The sequence below is a fragment of the Microbispora rosea genome (assembly GCF_044460045.1).
Taxonomy (GTDB): domain Bacteria; phylum Actinomycetota; class Actinomycetes; order Streptosporangiales; family Streptosporangiaceae; genus Microbispora; species Microbispora rosea.
On the sequence record NZ_JBITJO010000002.1, the window covers coordinates 816,909 to 834,357 of the forward strand.

General features: G+C 70.7%; 16 protein-coding genes and 1 pseudogene. 9 read left to right on the plus strand and 8 right to left on the minus strand.

Going from position 1 to position 17,449, the window contains the following annotated elements:
- Window positions 1–8 precede the first annotated feature (8 nt).
- Window positions 9–641, plus strand: coding sequence for a maleylpyruvate isomerase family mycothiol-dependent enzyme (locus ACIBK1_RS11050; RefSeq protein ID WP_363533338.1), 633 nt, complete (start codon window positions 9–11; stop codon window positions 639–641).
- A 156-nt stretch (window positions 642–797) separates the two neighbouring features.
- Window positions 798–2,096, plus strand: a complete 1,299-nt coding sequence (locus tag ACIBK1_RS11055) for an endo-1,4-beta-xylanase (RefSeq protein ID WP_396734073.1) — start codon at window positions 798–800, stop codon at window positions 2,094–2,096.
- Between the two features lie 30 nt (window positions 2,097–2,126).
- Here the strand turns inward: ACIBK1_RS11055 and ACIBK1_RS11060 are convergent, their stop codons facing one another.
- Window positions 2,127–2,588 carry a MarR family winged helix-turn-helix transcriptional regulator gene (locus tag ACIBK1_RS11060; RefSeq protein ID WP_030505608.1) on the minus strand — a complete coding sequence of 154 codons (462 nt, stop codon included), beginning with the start codon at window positions 2,586–2,588 and terminating at the stop codon, window positions 2,127–2,129.
- Window positions 2,589–2,667: 79 nt separating this feature from the next.
- Between ACIBK1_RS11060 and ACIBK1_RS11065 the strand changes: the two genes are divergently transcribed.
- From ACIBK1_RS11065 to ACIBK1_RS11075, 3 genes are all read left to right on the plus strand, one after another.
- Window positions 2,668–3,486 carry an alpha/beta fold hydrolase gene (locus tag ACIBK1_RS11065; RefSeq protein WP_396734077.1) on the plus strand — a complete coding sequence of 273 codons (819 nt, stop codon included), beginning with the start codon at window positions 2,668–2,670 and terminating at the stop codon, window positions 3,484–3,486.
- 227 nt (window positions 3,487–3,713) lie between these two features.
- Window positions 3,714–4,751 carry an NAD-dependent epimerase/dehydratase family protein gene (locus tag ACIBK1_RS11070; RefSeq protein ID WP_063754528.1) on the plus strand — a complete coding sequence of 346 codons (1,038 nt, stop codon included), beginning with the start codon at window positions 3,714–3,716 and terminating at the stop codon, window positions 4,749–4,751.
- Window positions 4,752–4,767: 16 nt separating this feature from the next.
- Complete coding sequence (locus ACIBK1_RS11075) at window positions 4,768–5,742, plus strand: aldo/keto reductase (protein ID WP_051761172.1); 975 nt, start codon at window positions 4,768–4,770, stop codon at window positions 5,740–5,742.
- Between the two features lie 145 nt (window positions 5,743–5,887).
- Here the strand turns inward: ACIBK1_RS11075 and ACIBK1_RS11080 are convergent, their stop codons facing one another.
- Both ACIBK1_RS11080 and ACIBK1_RS11085 read right to left on the minus strand, forming a co-directional pair.
- Window positions 5,888–6,535 carry a response regulator gene (locus tag ACIBK1_RS11080; RefSeq protein ID WP_231513712.1) on the minus strand — a complete coding sequence of 216 codons (648 nt, stop codon included), beginning with the start codon at window positions 6,533–6,535 and terminating at the stop codon, window positions 5,888–5,890.
- Entirely contained in the window at window positions 6,510–7,688 is a 1,179-nt protein-coding gene (locus tag ACIBK1_RS11085) for a sensor histidine kinase (protein ID WP_396734080.1), read from the minus strand. The genes ACIBK1_RS11080 and ACIBK1_RS11085 overlap by 26 nt, the downstream gene beginning before the upstream one ends.
- A 163-nt stretch (window positions 7,689–7,851) precedes the next feature.
- Between ACIBK1_RS11085 and ACIBK1_RS11090 the strand changes: the two genes are divergently transcribed.
- Complete coding sequence (locus ACIBK1_RS11090; RefSeq protein ID WP_076434508.1) at window positions 7,852–8,607, plus strand: ABC transporter ATP-binding protein; 756 nt, start codon at window positions 7,852–7,854, stop codon at window positions 8,605–8,607.
- Window positions 8,604–9,452: an ABC transporter permease gene (locus tag ACIBK1_RS11095; RefSeq protein ID WP_396734083.1), complete on the plus strand. Its 849-nt coding sequence runs from the start codon at window positions 8,604–8,606 to the stop codon at window positions 9,450–9,452. The genes ACIBK1_RS11090 and ACIBK1_RS11095 overlap by 4 nt, the downstream gene beginning before the upstream one ends.
- Window positions 9,453–9,475: 23 nt before the next feature.
- On the opposite strand, the gene ACIBK1_RS11100 is transcribed toward ACIBK1_RS11095, so the two are convergent.
- Window positions 9,476–10,570, minus strand: a complete 1,095-nt coding sequence (locus ACIBK1_RS11100) for a winged helix DNA-binding domain-containing protein (RefSeq protein ID WP_396734086.1) — start codon at window positions 10,568–10,570, stop codon at window positions 9,476–9,478.
- Window positions 10,571–10,856: 286 nt separating this feature from the next.
- On the minus strand, window positions 10,857–12,236 hold the full coding sequence (locus tag ACIBK1_RS11105) for a carboxypeptidase regulatory-like domain-containing protein (protein WP_396734089.1): 1,380 nt from the start codon (window positions 12,234–12,236) through the stop codon (window positions 10,857–10,859).
- Window positions 12,237–12,336: 100 nt separating this feature from the next.
- Here ACIBK1_RS11105 and ACIBK1_RS11110 point away from each other — a divergent pair, with 100 nt between their 5' ends.
- Window positions 12,337–12,939, plus strand: coding sequence for a TetR/AcrR family transcriptional regulator (locus ACIBK1_RS11110; protein ID WP_030505618.1), 603 nt, complete (start codon window positions 12,337–12,339; stop codon window positions 12,937–12,939).
- Between the two features lie 119 nt (window positions 12,940–13,058).
- Here ACIBK1_RS11110 and ACIBK1_RS11115 read toward each other — a convergent pair whose 3' ends face one another.
- Window positions 13,059–13,817 (minus strand): SDR family NAD(P)-dependent oxidoreductase, encoded by a 759-nt coding sequence (locus tag ACIBK1_RS11115; RefSeq protein ID WP_396734092.1) that lies wholly within the window; start codon window positions 13,815–13,817, stop codon window positions 13,059–13,061.
- A gap of 718 nt (window positions 13,818–14,535) precedes the next feature.
- Here ACIBK1_RS11115 and ACIBK1_RS11120 point away from each other — a divergent pair.
- Entirely contained in the window at window positions 14,536–15,936 is a 1,401-nt protein-coding gene (locus ACIBK1_RS11120) for a histidine-type phosphatase (RefSeq protein WP_396734095.1), read from the plus strand.
- A 145-nt stretch (window positions 15,937–16,081) separates the two neighbouring features.
- On the opposite strand, the pseudogene ACIBK1_RS11125 reads toward ACIBK1_RS11120, so the two are convergent.
- Both ACIBK1_RS11125 and ACIBK1_RS11130 read right to left on the minus strand, forming a co-directional pair.
- Window positions 16,082–16,378: pseudogene (locus tag ACIBK1_RS11125) on the minus strand (transposase); the annotation flags it as partial.
- A gap of 382 nt (window positions 16,379–16,760) precedes the next feature.
- The gene (locus tag ACIBK1_RS11130; protein ID WP_396734098.1) at window positions 16,761–17,372 is read right to left on the minus strand and encodes an FMN-binding negative transcriptional regulator; all 612 of its coding nucleotides are present in this window, start codon (window positions 17,370–17,372) and stop codon (window positions 16,761–16,763) included.
- Window positions 17,373–17,449 lie beyond the last annotated feature (77 nt).

The window sequence follows — 17,449 nt, forward strand, 5'->3', positions numbered from 1 at the left end:
ACGAACGAATGGACACCGACATCCGGCAGCAGATCGCGGCGGAACGCCGCGAACTGGCCGACCTGCTGAGCGAGCTGCCGCCGCGGTCGTGGGACGCGCCCTCGCTGTGCGCGGGGTGGCGGGTGCGGGAGGTGGTGGCCCACATGACGATGCCCTACCGGCACTCCGGGCCGAGCGTGCTGGCCGGTCTCGTCAGGGCCCGGGGGAACTTCGACCGGCTGGCCGACCGCCTCGCCCGCCGCGACGCGGCGGCGCTCGGCCCGCGAGAGCTGACCGCGTGCCTGCGGGACAACGCCGAGCATCCTTGGCGGCCTCCGGGCGGCGGCTACGCGGGCGCGCTCTCGCACGACGTCATCCACGGCATGGACATCACCGTGGCGCTCGGGATCGACCGGCGGGTGCCCGGCGATCGTCTGCGCGTCCTGCTCGGCAACGCGCTGTCCCCGCGGAGCCGCAGGTATTTCGGCGTCGACCTGGACGGCGTCGAACTGCGCGCCGACGACGTCGACTGGTCGCTCGGAACGGGCACCCCGTTGTCCGGCGCGGCGCAGGACCTGGTGCTGGTCCTGTGCGGCCGCCGGCTGCCCGAGGGACGGCTGCGCGGCGAGCCCGCTGACCGCTTCACCCATTTCATCCGCTGAACGCGCCGCTTCCGCCGTTGATCGCGCCAAAGGAGATGTCTGTGCACTTTCGTGCGTCACGAGCGCTAATGTGCTCGAGATCACAGACCTCTCCGGCCGGGGCGAAGAGGCTCCCGGAGGGGACTTCTCCGCCTTGAGATCCCTGGAGGCCGCTCGATGTCGTCCCACCTCGCTTCCGACTCCGGTGCCGTCGCCCCCGACCCGCTGATCAGGAAGCACCGCACCGCCGGCGCGACGCTCACCGTGACCGCGAACGGCACGCCCCTCGCCGGTCAGGAGGTCGTCGTCGCGCAGCGCCGGCACAAGTTCCTGTTCGGCTGCATCGGGTTCGACTTCATCCCCCTGGCCAACGGCGAGACCACGGCGGACGCCGATGGGCGACGGTCGCTCGGCGAGGCCCCTGCGGCCGGGTCCCAGCAGGTCGCCGACCTGTGGTTCGACCTGTTCAACTTCGCCACGCTGCCCTTCTACTGGGGGCAGTTCGAGCCGGTCCGGGGCCGGCCGCACACCGAGCGGCTCCTCACCACGGCGCGGTGGTTCGCCGACAGGGGCGTCCCGGTCAAGGGGCACCCGCTCGCCTGGCACACCGAGACCGCCGACTGGCTGATGGATCTGTCGAACGCCGAGATCGCCAAGGCCCAGGTGGAGCGGATCCGGCGCGACATGACGGACTTCGCCGGCGTCATCGACATGTGGGACGTCATCAACGAAGCCGTGATCATGCCGATCTTCGACAAGTACGACAACGGCATCACCCGGATCTGCCGGGAGATGGGCCGGATCCCGATGGTCCGGATGGTCTTCGACGCGGCCCGCGAGGCCAATCCCCACGCCACGCTGCTGCTCAACGACTTCGACATGTCCGCGGCGTACGAGTGCCTGATCGAGGGCGTGCTGGAGGCGGGCATCAAGATCGACGTACTCGGCCTGCAGAGCCACATGCACCAGGGCTACTGGGGCGAGGAGAAGACGCTCGCCACGATCGACCGTTTCGCGCGGTACGGCCTGCCCATCCACTTCACCGAGACGACGATCGTCTCCGGCCACATCATGCCGGAGGAGATCGTCGACCTGAACGACTACCAGATCCCCGAGTGGCCGACCACGCCCGAGGGCGAGGCCCGCCAGGCCGACGAGGTCGTCCGGCACTACAAGACCCTGCTGTCCCACCCGGCCGTGGAGGCCATGACGTACTGGGGCCTGTCGGACGGTGGCTGGCTCGGCGCGCCGGGAGGTTTCGTCCGCGCCGACGGCACCCCCAAGCCGTCGTACGACGCCCTGCACTCCCTCGTCAAGGGCGAGTGGTGGCTGCCTCCGACGACGATGGTCACCGACGCGGACGGCCGCGTGCGGTTCGACGGCTTCCTCGGCGAGTACGAGGTCACGGCCGGCGGCCGGTCCGTCACCTTCACTCTCGACGAGCCCGGAGACGCCGAGGTGCCGGTGTCCCTCTGAACCCGGAGCCGATCCGGGCGGTCCCCGGGCTCAGGGACGGCGGGCGGCCGATCCCGGCGCGAGACGGCGGGCGAGGAACTCGAGCGCCGCGACGACCTCGGCGACCTGCGTCGGGTCGCCGGTGCCCAGAGCCGCCGCGAGGGGCTCCTCGATCCCGGCCGCCCGCACCGCCTCCACGCGCGCCGGCCGCCCGGGCGCGTGCCTGATCAGGACCCGGCGGCGGTCGGCCGGATCAGGGGCCGTCACGACCGCCCCGGCCTCCTTGAGCCGGGCGACGGCCCCCGACACCGCGCTCTGCGGCAGCCCCGTGCGAGCCGCGATCTCCCCGACGGAGGTCTCCGGATGAGCGCGCAGGTCGGCGACGACCACCAGCACGGTCCGGACGCCGACGGCCTGCGTCGCACCCGACGGCGCGATGTCCGCGACCGGCATGGCCTCTTCGCCGATCTTCATGAGGGTCCTGCCGAGCAGGAAGAGGTCGACTCCGTTCATCACTCCACAATACATCAGATTTGATGCATCGGATTGGATGGAATATCGTCCGGATCACCCGATCCGAGAGGACGACCTCATGAACGGCATGCTCCGCACCAACGGCGCCGCCATCTACTACGAGATGCACGGCGCCGGGCCCGTGCTCCTCATCTCACAGAGCGGCGAGGGCGACGCGGACCGCACCACCGACCTGGTCCGCCACCTCGCCGGGGACCACACCGTCGTCACCTACGACCGGCGCGGCCTGTCGCGCAGCAGCCTCGACGACCCCGGCCGCGGCGCGACCATGGCCGACCACGTGGACGATGTCCACCGCCTGCTCTCCGCCGTGACCGACCGGCCGGCGCACATGCTCGGATGCAGCTTCGGCGCGGCCATCGGGTTGCACCTCGCCGTCGAGCATCCCGGACAGCTCGGCACCCTGATCGCACACGAGCCGGTGACCCCGGGGCTCCTGCGCGCCTCCGAACGCGCCCGTCACGTGCGGGAGCTGGAGGACCTGCAGCGCCTTTATCGTGAGCGCGGGCTCGCCGACGCGTTCGTCGAGATCGCGGAGACGCTGGGGATCGACCCCGTCGCCCAGGACACCGAGCCCGGGCTGACCCCGCATCCGCTGGACGACCGGCGGCGGGCCGGCTTCGACTTCTTCATCCGCAACGACTTCACCGCGATCGCCCGCGACACGCTGGACGTCGCCGCGCTCGGGGACACCCCGGTCCGCGTCATCCCGGCCTTCGGCCGCACCACGCCCCGGCACGTCTTCGACTACCGGTGCGCGCGGGAGCTCGCCACGCTCCTCGGGGTCGAGGCGCGGGAATTCCCGGGCGGGCACAACGGCAACACCACCCACCCCCGCGCGTATGCCGCTCGCATCCGCGAGCTCCTGGCCGCCTGAAGGACGCGACACGATCTCTTTCCGGATGACGGCGAGACGGCGTCGCCGGCGGCGGACCGGCCCCGAGGTGTGGGGTGGCAGGCGCTCTTGACGTGGGACGACGTCGCGTCCTAAGTTGCTGCCGAACCCGACAATTTTCACAATTTCCCCGAAAGTTTTGGGCCGGCCGGCACCCGCACGACCGGGTGCGGCACGGCCCGTCAACCGCCACACGATTCGGAGTCCGCGTGAAGGTCCTCTACATCGGCGGCACCGGAACGATCAGCTCGGCCTGTGTGGCCGAGTCGGTGCGCCGGGGCCTTGACGTCCACGTGCTCAACCGGGGCACCACCGCCCGGCGCCGTCCCCTGCCCGAGGGCGTCACGTCGCTCACCGCCGACGTGCGGGACCGCGACGCGCTGCGCCGCGCCCTGGCCGGGACGACGTACGACTGCGTCGTCGACTTCCTCGGCTTCACCGCCGAGGACACCGCGGCGGCCGTGGACCTGCTGGACGGCCACACCGCCCAGTACATCTACATCAGCAGCGCCTCCATCTACCACAAGCCGGTGCGGCGGGCGCCGTTCACGGAGTCGACCACACGCCGCAACCCCTACCTCGCGTACGCCCGGGACAAGATCGCGGCCGAGGACGTCCTGCGCCGCGCCTACGACGAGCGCGACTTCCCCGTCACGATCGTCCGCCCCTCGCACACCTATGACGACGCGCACCCGCCGCTGCCCGGCGACTGGACGGCGTGGGACCGGGTCGCACGCGGCGACGAGATCGTGGTGCCCGGCGACGGCACCAACCTGTGGACCCTCACGCACGCGGACGACTTCGCCGTCGGCCTCGTCGGTCTGATCGGCGCCTGGCAGGCGGTCGGCGAGGACTTCCACATCACCTCCGACGAGGCGCTGACCTGGAACGAGATCTACGAGGTCATCGGGCGGACGGCCGCGGCGCCTGCCCGGCTCCTCCACCTGCCCGCGGAGTTCCTGCCGGTCGTCGCGCCGGACTGGTTCTGGTCCGACCTGATCGTCGGCGACCTCCAGCACACCGCGTTGTTCGACACCACGAAGATCAGGCGGTTCGTCCCGTCGTTCCGGCCGGTCGTGACCTGGGCGGAAGGGGCCAGGCGGCTGCACGCCTGGCGGTCCGCCCATCCGGAGGAGACCCGGCCCGACGCCGCGACCGACACGGTGCTGGCCCGGCTGGCGGAAGGACACCGGCTCGCCTCGGCGGCCGTGGCCCGGCTGGCGCCCGGTCAGGGCGACGGCTCCTGACGGAAGGACACCCCTGATGCCCCTCGACGACCTGCCGGTCCCCGGCCCTTCGGTGCGCCGGCCGTTCGGACGCACCGGCCTGGCGGTGACCCCGATCTGCGTCGGCACCAGTCCCCTGGCGAGCATGCCGGGACTGTACGGCTACGAGGTCGGCGAGCAGCGCGCGCGGGCCACGGTGGAAGCCGTGTTCGACGGGCCGTTCAACTTCCTCGACACCTCGAACAGCTACGGCGGCGGCAGCGCGGAACGGCGCATCGGCGCCGTGGTCCGGCAGCGCGGCGGCGTCCCCTCCGGGTTCGTCCTGGCCACCAAGGTCGACGCGGACCCCGACACCGGCGACTTCTCCGGCGAGCGCGTGCGCCGGTCGGCCGAGGAGAGCCTGGAGCGGCTCGGCGTCGATCGCGTGCCGCTGCTGTACCTGCACGACCCCGAATTCCACATCACGTTCGAGGAGGCCATGGGCCCCGGCGGGGCGGTGGAGGCGCTGGTGGCGCTGCGGGACGCCGGCGTCGCCGGCCACATCGGCATCGCGGGCGGCCCGATCGGCCTGCTGCGCGACTACGTCGCGACCGGCGCGTTCGACGCCGTGATCAGCCACAACCGCTGGACGCTGGTCAACCGCGAGGCCGATCCGCTGCTTGACGAGGCCCGCGATCGCGGCGTCGCCTTCGTCAACGGCGCGCCGTACGGGGGCGGGATGCTGGTCAAGGGACCCGACGCCCAGCCCCGCTACGCCTACCGGGACACCGGCGAGGCCGTCAGGGACGCGGTCCGCGCCATGCGACGGGCCTGCGACGAGCACGGCGTGCCACTCGCCGCCGCCGCGCTGCAGTTCTCGCTGCGCGACCCCCGGGTGACGTCCACCATCGTCGGCGTCTCGGAGCCCGAGCGGATCGAGGAGACGGTGCGCCTCGCCACCCTCCCGATCCCGGCGGGTCTGTGGGACGAACTCGACCGGCACCTGCCCTCCCCTGCCGCCTGGCTGGACTGATCGCCGGCCCGGCTTCCCGGTCGCCGTCCCAGTCACTGGCCGCGCACCCTGCCGCCACCCCGACGCCGACGTCGCGGACCGGCGCAGCCGGACGGCGGGCGCGGGAGCGGGCAGTCACAGCCGAACCGGCGGTCGAGGGGTGCGCTCACAGGAGACCGGCGTCGCGCACCTTCATCGCCACCTGGACGCGGTTGTCGGTGCCGAGCTTGGCGAAGATCCTGGTGATGTTCGCCTTCACGGTGGCGACGCTCATGTAGAGACGTTCGGCGATTTCGGCGTTCGACCTGCCGTGCGCCACCTCGACCGCGACCTCGAGTTCGCGCTCGGTGAGCCGGCCCAGCTCCTGCCTCGCCTGCGGGAGTGCCGGTCCCGGCCCGCCGGTCGCCGCGGCGATCACCTGCCGGGCGACGCTCGGAGACAGCACCGGCTCCCCCGTCGCCACGGCGCGGACCGCCTCGATCATCCGGGGCGGCGGCGTGTCCTTCAGCAGGAAACCGTCGGCGCCGAGCCGCAGGGCCCGCAGCACCATGTCGTCGGCGTCGAACGTGGTGAGCACGAGGATCCGCGGCGGGCCGGGCTGGGCCCGCAGCAGCTCGGTGGTCGTCAGCCCGTCCTGGTTGGGCATCCGGATGTCCAGCAGCACCACGTCGGGACGCAGGTCGCGGATCACGTCCATCGCGCGCAGCCCGTCTTCGGCCTCCCCGACGATGTCGAAGTCGGGTTCGCCGCCGAGGATCAGACGCAGCCCGGTCCGCACCATCGCGTCGTCATCCACTATCACCAGCCGGGTCACGATCCGCAGCCTCCCATGGCAATCGGACATCAAGGATGAAGCGCCCGTCCTGGATCGTATGGCTGAAGGTGCCGCCGGCCATCCTCGTCCGCTCCGCCAGGCCCACCAGGCCGAGCCTGCCGCCGGGACCGGGGGCCGAGCCGGGCCGGGTGGGGTTCGTCACCCGGATCCGCAGGCCCTCCCCCGCCCGGCCGCCGAGATCGGCGGTGACCCTCGCGCCCGGGGCGTGCTTGCGCGCGTTGGTCAGCGCCTCCTGCACGATCCGGTAGGCGTGCCGGCCCGTGTGCGCGGGCAGCGACTCCCGGCCGTCGATGCTGTCGTCCACCTCGACTCGCTGGCCGGCGGCGCGGACCTCACCGAACAACGCCTCCAGATGGCTCAGGCCGGGCTGCGGCGCCTCCACGGCGCCGTCGTCGCGGAGCGTGCGCAGCACCGTGCGCAGCTCGTTGAGCGACTGGTGCGCGTTCTCCTGGATGGCCAGCGCGGCCTCGCGCGTCTGCTCCGGGCCGAGGTCGGTCCGGTAGGCCAGGCCGCCGGCCAGCATCGCCAGCAGGGAGATCCGGTGCGCGAGCACGTCGTGCATCTCCTGGGCGATCTTGACGCGTTCCGCCAGCCGTGCCTGGTCGATGCGGTGCCGCTGCTCACGCTCGGCGGCCCGCGCCCGCTCGCGCAGCGACAGCTCCAGATCGCGGCGTCCGCGCAGGTAGAGGCCGAACACGGTCAGCCCGCCGAGAATCGTCAGCCCCGTCACCGAGGAGACGACCGTGGCCTGGTCGATGCCGCCCAGAGACCCGCCGACCAGCAGGGACACCACGTACGCGGCCGCGATCGGGATCGTCCGGCTCCACCGGCGATGGGTCACCAGGGACACGTACGCGACGTACGCGGGGCCGGTCGCCGTGGACGAGACCGTGGTCAGCAGGGCGGTCGCCAGAGCGATCTGCCACGGCCACCGGCGCCGCCACCCCATCAGGACCAGCCCGGTCAGGCCGAGCGTCGTGTCGATCAGCACCTGCGGAAGACGGTCGCCGTCCCGGAAGACGAGCCAGGCCAGCACGATGCCGTTGAAGAGCATCGGCACCACGGCACACAGGTAACGCAGCGCGACACCCCACCTGTCCAGGGGTGGCTGGTAGTCCGGTCGGCCGTGCACAGCCCCACAGCTTATGGACCGCACCGGACAGGTTTTAGCGACCTGGGTCGACCTGTGGACAGCCGCGGGTATCGCCGAGACGCGAAAGGCCGCGCCCCGCGTCGAGACGCACCGACCCCCGGTCCGATGCGGCGGCGCCCGCCCGCGCGGTGGACTGAGTGGCATGATCGAGTTCAGACACGTCAGCAAGATCTACGGGAAGGTGCGGGCGCTCGACGACGTGACCTTCGCCGTCGGGCCCGGGAGCGTCACCGGCTTCCTCGGGCCCAACGGCGCCGGGAAGTCGACGGCCCTGCGCGTGCTGGTGGGGCTCTCTCGGCCCTCCTCCGGTTCGGCGACCGTGCTCGGCCTGCCGTACGCCGAGATGGCCTGCCCGGGCCTGCGGGCCGGCACCCTGCTCGACGCGGGGGCCCGGCACCCGGGCCGCACCGGCAGGGAGGTCCTGACCCTCGGCGCGATGACCCTCGGACTGCCGAGGACGCGGGTCGGCGAGGTGCTCGACCTGGTGGGCCTGACCGAACGGGAGAGCCGGCGGAGGATCGGCGGCTACTCACTCGGGATGCGGCAGCGGCTCGGCATCGCGCACGCCCTGCTGGGCGATCCCGAGGTGCTCATCCTGGACGAACCCGCCAACGGTCTCGACCCTCAGGGCATCCACTGGATGCGCCTGCTGCTGCGCCACCTCGCGGACTCCGGATGCGCCGTGCTGCTCAGCTCGCACCTGCTGCACGAGGTGGAACAGGTGGCGGACCGCATCGTGATGATCGGCCGTGGACGGGTGCTCGCCCAGGGCACGGTCGAGGAGCTGAGCCGGGGCCGCGGCCTCGAACAGACCTTCCTCGAACTGACCGCGCACACCGACCGGAGCCCGGGCACCGGCACGTTCCCGGGCGTCGACGCGGGCCGGGGCGCCGCATGACCCGCGCCGGCCACCACCCCCACGACATCACGCGGGCCACGCCGAGCCCCGTCACGGAAGACGACACGTTGGACGCCACAGCGAACGCCACAGTGAACGGCACAGCGAACGCCGACCGGCCGATCCCGTTCCGCAGGCTGCTTGCGGTCGAAGCCCGCAAGCTCGTCGACACCCGCAGCGGAATGATCATCACTTTGGTCATGGTCGGCCTGGTGGTCGCGTCGGTCGTCGCGCGCGGCGCCGTCGTCGGGCCGAAGCCGCAGACCCTGGCAGGCACCGCCGGGATCGCCCTCGGCACCCTGCTCCCGGTGCTCGCCATCCTCACCATGACCGGCGAGTGGACGCACCGCATGGCGCTGACCACCTTCGTGCTCGAACCGCGCCGCCATCGCGTCCTCGCCGCCAAGAGCGTGCCGCCCCTGGTCGCGGCGGTGGCGCTCTCACTGTTCGCCATGCTGGTCGCGGTGCCGGTCACGGCCGTCGTGGCCGAGGTCGGCGGCATTCCCGCCGATTGGGACGTCCAGCCGATCTGGCTGCTCGGCTGGACCGGAGTGAACGTGCTCGTGGCCGCGCAGGGCCTCGCCCTCGGCGCGCTGCTCCTCAACGCACCCGCCGCGATCGTGATCAGCCTGACGACGCCGGTCCTGTGGGCCGTCGTCGGCAGGCTCGGCCCGGTCGGCGCCGCTCTCGCCGAGTGGCTCGACCTCAACACCACATGTGCTCCGCTGACCAGTGGCGACATGACCTGGGGTGAGGGAGCCCGGCTCGCCACGTCGGCCGTCTTCTGGATCGTCATCCCCATGGCCGCGGGCCTGGTCCGCCTGCTCCGCAAGGAGGTGACCTGACCGGCCGCGACCCCGGCCGCGGGCTACAGCCCGTCGAGGAGCGTGGTGACGCGGTCGGTCTCCGCGGCCAGGAGGTGCTCCGGCACCGGTTCGAAGAGCTCGACGACGGGACGCCCCTCCTTGGCCTCCCACACCCCCGCCACCCGGCCCCGGTAGACCACCACGGGCGAGATCCACCCCGCCGCCCGGCTCACCTTGGGCCGCGCGGACGTCGGCAGGAGCGGTTCCAGGTCGCGCGGCGCACCCAGGATGAACTGGTCGAAGCCGGGCAGCAGATGTACGTCCGCCGACGGCGGGCAGGCCAGCAGGTCGTCGAGAAGCTCCGCCGGCAGCACGGCGGGCATGCCGTCCACCTCGACCTGCGCGAGCTCACCCTCGAGTTCCCCGAACCACCCGCGCAGCACGGCCTTCGGTGTGACGCCGCGCAGCAGCCAGGCGTCGAACATCCGGGGGGTGGCCGGGCCGTGGGCGCCGAGGAACGCGCGGAGCACCCGCACTCCCCCTTCCTCCGGCGAGAGCACCTCCCCTCGACCGCCCGGAAGCCAGTCGGCCGGGGTGGTGAAGGTGACCCTCCGGTCACGCGGCGGGCCGTAACACAGCTCGCCCAGGAAGCTGAGCGGCTTGAGCAGCGCGCCCCAGCCGGACGTGAGGGCCTCGCGCAGATGAGCGTCCCCGGTCACCTCGATGACCGCCTCGACCAGTTCCTCGCGGGTCAGCACCCGACCGGACAACGCGCGCGGAACCGCGTCCACGACGGCCTCGATCTCCCCGGCGGACACCCCGTGACCGCGCTGCCAGGAGGCCTTCTCCCAGAACCGGAGCGCCCCGAGGGTTGCGCGGTAGGCGGGGAACTCGTCGGCGGGCAGGAGATGGAGCGTGCTGCGCATCGTCCAGGTCTTGACCAGCGTGCGGTCACGCCACAGGGCGTCCTCGATCTCTCCCGGACGCGGGCTCGCCTGCCGTACGGCCACGGCCAGCGCCGCCGACGAGGCGACCTGCGCCTGCACCCCGCACAGCCGCCGGGCGATCGCCACCGCGTCGCCGCCGCCCGCGGGCTCGACGAACTGCCGTCTCAGCCTCCAGGCGAGCACCTGCGCCCAGGTCGTCTCAGCGGCCACGCCACACTTCTACACCTCAGGTACGACAAGTCGCGCAACCCCGGTGCACGGTCGTGCGCGTTCATCGCCGGCCCGGTCCCGAGGCCGGAGTTGCCGCTCCCGGGAAGCCGCGGGGATCGGGAGGCGCGTGGCGACCGATCAGCGCTTGAGGGCCCGGTACCGCTTCAGGAGAGTGTTTTCACTTGGGTGCGTAGATGCCATCGACCTCGGCCTAAGGCCGTGGGCGACTACTGACACACGGCAAGGCGGCTGTTTCGAGGTGCGGGGCCGGCCGTCGGCCAAGGGCTCAGCGGGCATATCCCGGAACGGCCTGTTGGCCAGCCGTAAGGATGAAGTCCTGGTTCACGGGTGTGGCAGGGCTGAGCAGTAGGCGTGAGGCGGCCGGCTGCCGGCCGGGGGCGCCGGCGACGACGATGGCGAACCCGTCGTGGAAGCCGGTGGCTGCGTACTCGCCGTTCTGGTCCGTACGGGTGCGGACGAGTTGGCGGCCGTGCGGGTCGGTGACCGTGATCGTAGCCGGCAGTGGTTCTCCGGCAAGACCGCTTACTCTCCCGGTCAGTATCGGTAGTTGCTCGCCGAAATGGTGTCGGTGCGGGGGGAGAGCGACCGGCTCGGGTAGCTCCACGGTGGGATCTTCCGCGGGAGGCGCGGGGACGTATCCCGTCATGCCTGCCTGTGCCTCGCGCACGAGCTGCCGTAGTTGCTTGAGGTACCCGAGCACGATGAGAGCGGCGCCTGTCGCGATCCAGGCGCAGAGCACCGCGGTGGGTCGGCCCAGTTGCCGGCCGTCGAAGTAGTCGACGAGGCGCAGAGCATCGGCGGCATTGCCCATAGGCAGGACGGGGTGGAGGAAGCGGAAAAAGCCATTGAGTAGGTCGACGGGGACGGTGCCGCCACTGGAAGGCACTCCGAGCAGGACAAACAGCGTGACGGCGGCCCCTGGGAAGAACGGGCCGAGAAAGGGCACGAACCCGTACGAGGTCAGTGACACGGCCTGCGTCAGCAGGAACAAGTACAGCAGCGCGAGCGGATGCTGCGGGATCGCATCCATCCCGTAGGCACCCGTGAGGTAACAGGCGAGGGCGGCGACGGCGCCGCCTCCGACCATCGTGGCCACATGTGCTCGACGGCTGAAGCCCACCGCGCGCTGCATGGCGACCACCAGGAAGTAGGCGGGGAGAGTGCAGGCCATCAGAAGGTACAGCGGGCTGATGCCCAGGCCGTCTCCCGGCCTTGTCGAGACCAGCTCGTGAAAGGCGAGGGTGGTGCCGGGCTTCTGAGCTGCGGAGGTGAAGACCTCGCGAATGATGGATTCCATGGCGGGGCCGTCCGCCTTGGCGCCGTACAGCTGGGGATGGTGCGGAGCCGGCATGAATGCCGCCACCGCGTCGTGGTTCAGGACCGCCGAGCGTGCCTCGGCCGCGGTATCGACCGGCTGGAGGGTGAAGCCGCCCGGGATGGCCGTGTCGAGTTGGGACTGCAGCTGCGCTGTCGTGGCCGGCGGGGCGGCGACTGCGACTTCGATGTGGTGCGGCGTCGGGTTGTGGAAGGCCAGCAGAAAGGAGAAGAGCAGTCCGGCCAGGAAGATCGCGGGGAGCCAGAGCCCCATCGCGAGTGTCCGCATGATTTCACCAGGGCGTTTCTTCTTTGTGTGCGCAGATGCCATGCTGCTCAGGCTAGCGATTCCTGCACTCGTGCAACACTGCACCCGTGCAACATCTATGATGAGTACGCTGGCCCTCGCCGGCTGTGAGAGGACTTGATCGATGCAGGGCGCAGTTCCAGGACTCCGTGAACGCAAGAAGGCCGAGACTCGTGAGGCCCTGCGCGCTGCCGCGATCCGGCTCTTCCTGGAGCAGGACCCCTCGACGGTCACCGTGAACGACATCTGCGAAGCCGCCCGAGTCTCCCGCCGGACCTTCTTCAACTACTTCGAGAGCAAGGAGGCAGCACTCTTCGCCTGGGACCAGCGCCTCACCGACGAACTCGCCTCCAGGCTCGCCGCGCGGCCATCATCTGAACCACCGCTCACGGCCCTGCGTCGGGCGATGGACGACACCATGCCCAGCTTCGCCGCACAGACCGGTTGGCATGCACGCAAGGAGCTGTTCAGCGCGTCTCCCGAACTGAGGACGAAGACCTTGCACGCGGTCTTCCGCCTTGAGGACAGGCTCGTCGACGTCCTCACCGACCGCATCGGATGCCCTCCGGGCAGCCTCTATCCGCGACTGCTCGCGTCAGCAACCGGGTCGATCTTCCGCTCGGCCTTCATAACGTGGAATCCGGAAACGGAGATCGAGGGCCTGCAAGCGCTCATCGGCCAAGCGTTCGACCACCTCGCCACCGGCCTCGCCGTCCTCGCCTCCTGACCGCTGCGCTTGCTGGACGCTGAGCGTTGCCTGGAAGGGCGACCGGTTCCTCGTGAATTCCCAGTCCCACGTAGGGCAGGTCGATGGCGTGCACAGCGAGGACTCCTTTCCGGGATGCGTCAGTCCATGGCCAGTCCGCCGTTGACCGGCGCGGTAGTGCCCGTGATGAATCGGCTGTCGTCACCCGCGTAGAAGGCGACGGCCCGGGCCACGTCGTCAGGAGTGGCGATGCGGCCCAGTGCCGTCTCGGCCGCGTGGCGCTGCTTGAATTCCTGACCGAAGACATCGGTGATGGTGGTCTCCACCGGCCCCGGGGCCACCACGTTGACGGTGATTCCGCGAGGACCCAACTCCTGCGCGACGAAGCGGGCGAACTGGCTCAGGGCCGCCTTCGAGGTTCCCAGCGCGATCATGCCCGCACGCGGCCGCCGGCTCAAAACGGTGCCGAGGTAGACGATCCGTCCGTAACCGCGCCTGGTCATGCCGGGGACGACGGCCTTCGTCATCAGGAAAGCCGCTCGCATCTCCTGTTCCAGCTTGCCGCCCAGCTCGTCCCACGAGATCTCCTCGAACGACTTGACGGCGTACGGGATCAGGGCGTTGTGGACCATGACCTCCACCTCGCCCATGGCGACCCGGACCTGCTCGACCATGCCGAGCACGGCGGGCCCGTCGCGCACGTCGGCCTGCACGGCCATCGCCTGGCCGCCGGCTGACCTGATCGACGCGACCACGTCGTCCGCCTCGTCGCGGCTGCTGCGGTAGTTGACGACGACCCGCATGCCCCGGGATGCCAGCAACCGGGCCACGGCCGCGCCGATTCCCCTGCTCGCGCCCGTGACGAGGGCGACCCTGCCGCCCTGTTGAACGTTCGTCATGCCGGCCTCCCGGGAGCCTGGGACATGCACGTCACAGATGACCGGTCACCTGGTTCGGACGTCGCGCCGTCGGGGACCGACGCCCCGCGCCGCACCACGTCGACGCGGCCCGCTTCGACAAGGCTAGGAAGCCCTAGGTCAAACGCCGGCCAACTCCCCTGGGCCTGTGGTCGCCACCGAGCAGTGGGAGCGCGCGATACGCGTCTTCGAGCTGCTGCTCCAGCCGCTCTGCCGCGCCGCGTGGAGAGAGGCGGTGCTCGCTGGGCGTGGCCCGGCGATCAGGCTGATTTCCTCGGGCAGCCCAGTGACGACGGGCACCTCCTCGCTGCCGTCCCCGTCTCGACGGTGATCCTGGTCCCGGCGAGGTGGGAGCTATCCAGAGCTTGCCGCTGGGCACCCACGGGTCCATGCGCAGGAGAGTCCGCACGAGCTGGATCGGAGTGGCCGACGCCCACGCCTGCGGCGAGCACGAGGTCGGGTACGGCACGGGCACGGGGAACTCTTGGCGGTCGAACCCGCAGAACAGCTCCGGCAGCCGCCCCTTAGAGGTCGTCTCATTTGGCCAGTCGGCGGTAGCAAATGTAACCGGCGACCGAGTTCATCTCCGCCTCACTTTTGGGAAATGAACCCTTCTCTGGTGGTTCCGGGGAGTTTGCCACCATACGAGGCTGCCGTATTCCTGATCAACAACCCAGTGGCCTGCCCCAAAGGACTCCCCTTGAAGCGCATTCTCGCCTCCGGCGCTGCCTTGACCGCGGCTCTGGTGGCCGCCGCCATCGCCGTCCCGGCCGGTGCCGCATCGGCACAGGATCTGTCACATCCCGCTCAGACGGGTCCGCACTACTACACAACGAAGACCCCGTACGCTCCGCAGGAGCGGATCGGTTCCTACCAGGCGCCGCCGAAGGGCTTTGCTCCCGTTTTCGCCGAGAACGTCGTCCGGCACGGGTCGCGTGCCATGAGCGACGGCGACGACGGCGACGCGGTGCTCGCGGTGCTGCAGACCGCGCAGTCACAGAGTGCGCTGACCAAGCTCGGCGCGCAACTCGCGCCGCAGGTACAGGCGCTGCTCGCCGGCGGGTCGTCGATCGGTTTCGGCAATCTCGCCGGTCGCGGCGTGCAGGAGCAGCAGGGGATCGCGCTGCGCATGGAGCGCCGCATGCCCACGCTCTTCTCGACCATCGCCGACGACAAGGAGCCGATCAAGGTCGTGACCTCCGGCGTCGACCGCGCCGTGGCGAGCGCCAACGCCTTCACCAGCGGCCTTGCCGCCGGTAACTCCGCGGTGGCCGGGTTGATCCAGGCTCCGGTGACCGACAAGGATCTGCTGTACTTCCACAAGCAGCCGCAGAACGCGGAGTACCAGGAGTACGTGGACAATGACCCCGATCTGGCCGCGGTCCTGGCCAAGATCGATCGGGAGCCGGCCACCGCGAAGTCGGCCGCGCACGTCGTCTCGCGCCTGTTCACCCCCGGCTTTGTCGCCACGATGTCCGGCGACGACCAGATCTCCTTCGCACGCTCGCTGTACGCGCTCTACAGCGCGGTGCCGGCCCTGAGCGTCGAGGCGCCGAACGTCGATCTCGACGCCTTCCTTCCGGCCGAGGACGCCCGCTGGTTCGCCTACCTCGACGACGCCGAGGAGTTCTACACGAAGGGCCCGTCCTTCAGCGGGCGCACGATCACCTATGACATGGCCGGCGTCCTGCTCGACGACCTGTTCGCCAAGGTCGAGGCCAAGGCCGACGGCACCGATGACACCGGGGCGGTGCTCCGGTTCACCCACGCCGAGGAGATCCAGCCACTCGCGGTGCTGCTCGACCTGCCCGGCAGCACCAAGGCGGCGGCGCTGGACCAGCCGTACAGCTACCAGAACAACCCCTGGCGCGGCGAGAACGTGGCTCCGATGAGCGCGAACATCGAGTGGGACCTGTACGCCAGGACCTCCCACAGCGGTCACAATGGCAAACCGACCGGCAGCGCGAAGGGCGCCGACTACCTGGTGCGGATGCTCTACAACGAGAAGGAGACCGCCTTCAAGCCCTCCTGCAAGCCGATCAGCAAGGGCAGTGCCTTCTACGACCTGAACGAGTTGAAGCGCTGCTTCGGTAAGGCCTGACGGCACGGCCCAGGTCGGCGTTTTCCGGCACCGGCCACACGTGACCACGAGCCCTCCACCGCGTTGATCGTGCCGTGGAGGGCTCGTCGTGTTCGCCGGTCCCGCCGCCGCGTTTCCGCTGGTGACAGGCCTCTTAGAGGTCGTCTCATTTGGCCAGCCGGCGGTAGCAGATGAGAGCGGCTGCGATGGCGACAAAGGAAGCGAAGTGGTCGGCCCGGCGTTCATAGCGGCGGTGTAAGCGGCGGCAGCCGGCGAGCCAGGAGACGGTCCGCTCCACGACCCAGCGGTGGCGCCCGAGGCGTTGGCTGGACTCGATCCCCCGGCGGGCGATGCGCGGGACGATGCCCCGACCGCGGAGGAAGGCGCGCAGGTGGGCGTAGTCGTATCCCTTGTCGCCGTGCAGCTTTGCCGGCCGGCGACGCCGTGGGCCGCGCCGGGAGCGTGGTTCGCGCCGCCGTTCAGTTCGTCCAGCAGATCGTCGGGGCACAGCTCGTAGAGATCTCCCCACCATCGGCGGGCTTTGTTGTCCCAGATCCGGTAGCCGCCCGGCGCCCCTCTCGCCACATACCGTCTCCTACTCACTGCGCGACTCCGAGCTGTCGGAGTCCGAGCTGCCGGAGTCCGGCGTGTGGCCGGCAGCCTTCTGAGCTGCACGCGCGCGGTCTTGTGGTCCCGCTCCCGGTCCCCGGCCTCAGCGGATGACTCTTCCCGTGACGACCTGACCTCTGCGAAGTGTTCGCAGGAAGGCCAGTTCTCGCGCGTCGAGGGCCGGGCTCGGCATGTCATCGCTCCTTGGCCGCCGCGCGGGCGGTTCGCGCCGGGGGTCAGCCGAGCCGGCGCAGGAGGTGCTCGCAGGCGGCGCGGTCGCCGGGGCCGCCCCGCTCAGCGAGGCGTTCCGCGACGTATCGGCGGTGGTCCTCGTCCACATTCCCGCCGTACTTGAACTTGCCGTTGACCTTCTGGACGGTCAGCCGGAGACCGCGGATGCCCGGCAGGCGCCGGTGATGCTCGGCGGGGTCGGCGAGATCGTGGTCCAGGCGAGCGAGCTGGGCACGCAGGATGCCGAGCTTCCCGTCGGGGTCGTCGACGATCTCCGCGTGACAGACCAGCTGGACAGCCGCGTAGTACGTCGTGGGGACGCCGAGCCGGGGATCCTCATCGGTGCCGGGCAGCGCCTTCCACGCCCCCTCGACGTACGCCCAGTCGCCGGCCACGGCCATGACCACGGCGGGGTTCTCCTCGATCGCCGGCCAGACGGGGTTCGGCCGGGCGAGGTGCAGCAGGATCGTGGACGCGTCGGTGAGGAGGAACTGCGTCGGCACGACCACCGGCACGTCGCGGTCACGTCCGGACGCGATGAGGTGGCCGAACTCGTTCGCGCGGACGAAGGCCAGCGCCTCCTCGTCCGTGCCGGCGTCCCAGGGGTGGATCAGCACCTCTTCACTGTACGCACTCGCCGCGACGGCATGCCGCGCCGGTTTCCGGTGCTCTTCGCGCTGAATCTCGTGACATT

Coding starts and splice junctions, on each gene's coding strand:
- ACIBK1_RS11050 (WP_363533338.1), top strand. CDS start 9: ATGGACACCGACATCCGGCAGCAGATCGCGGCGGAACGCCGCGAACTG.
- ACIBK1_RS11055 (WP_396734073.1), top strand. CDS start 798: ATGTCGTCCCACCTCGCTTCCGACTCCGGTGCCGTCGCCCCCGACCCG.
- ACIBK1_RS11060 (WP_030505608.1), bottom strand. CDS start 2,588: ATGAACGGAGTCGACCTCTTCCTGCTCGGCAGGACCCTCATGAAGATC.
- ACIBK1_RS11065 (WP_396734077.1), top strand. CDS start 2,668: ATGAACGGCATGCTCCGCACCAACGGCGCCGCCATCTACTACGAGATG.
- ACIBK1_RS11075 (WP_051761172.1), top strand. CDS start 4,768: ATGCCCCTCGACGACCTGCCGGTCCCCGGCCCTTCGGTGCGCCGGCCG.
- ACIBK1_RS11090 (WP_076434508.1), top strand. CDS start 7,852: ATGATCGAGTTCAGACACGTCAGCAAGATCTACGGGAAGGTGCGGGCG.
- ACIBK1_RS11095 (WP_396734083.1), top strand. CDS start 8,604: ATGACCCGCGCCGGCCACCACCCCCACGACATCACGCGGGCCACGCCG.
- ACIBK1_RS11105 (WP_396734089.1), bottom strand. CDS start 12,236: ATGGCATCTGCGCACACAAAGAAGAAACGCCCTGGTGAAATCATGCGG.
- ACIBK1_RS11110 (WP_030505618.1), top strand. CDS start 12,337: ATGCAGGGCGCAGTTCCAGGACTCCGTGAACGCAAGAAGGCCGAGACT.
- ACIBK1_RS11115 (WP_396734092.1), bottom strand. CDS start 13,817: ATGACGAACGTTCAACAGGGCGGCAGGGTCGCCCTCGTCACGGGCGCG.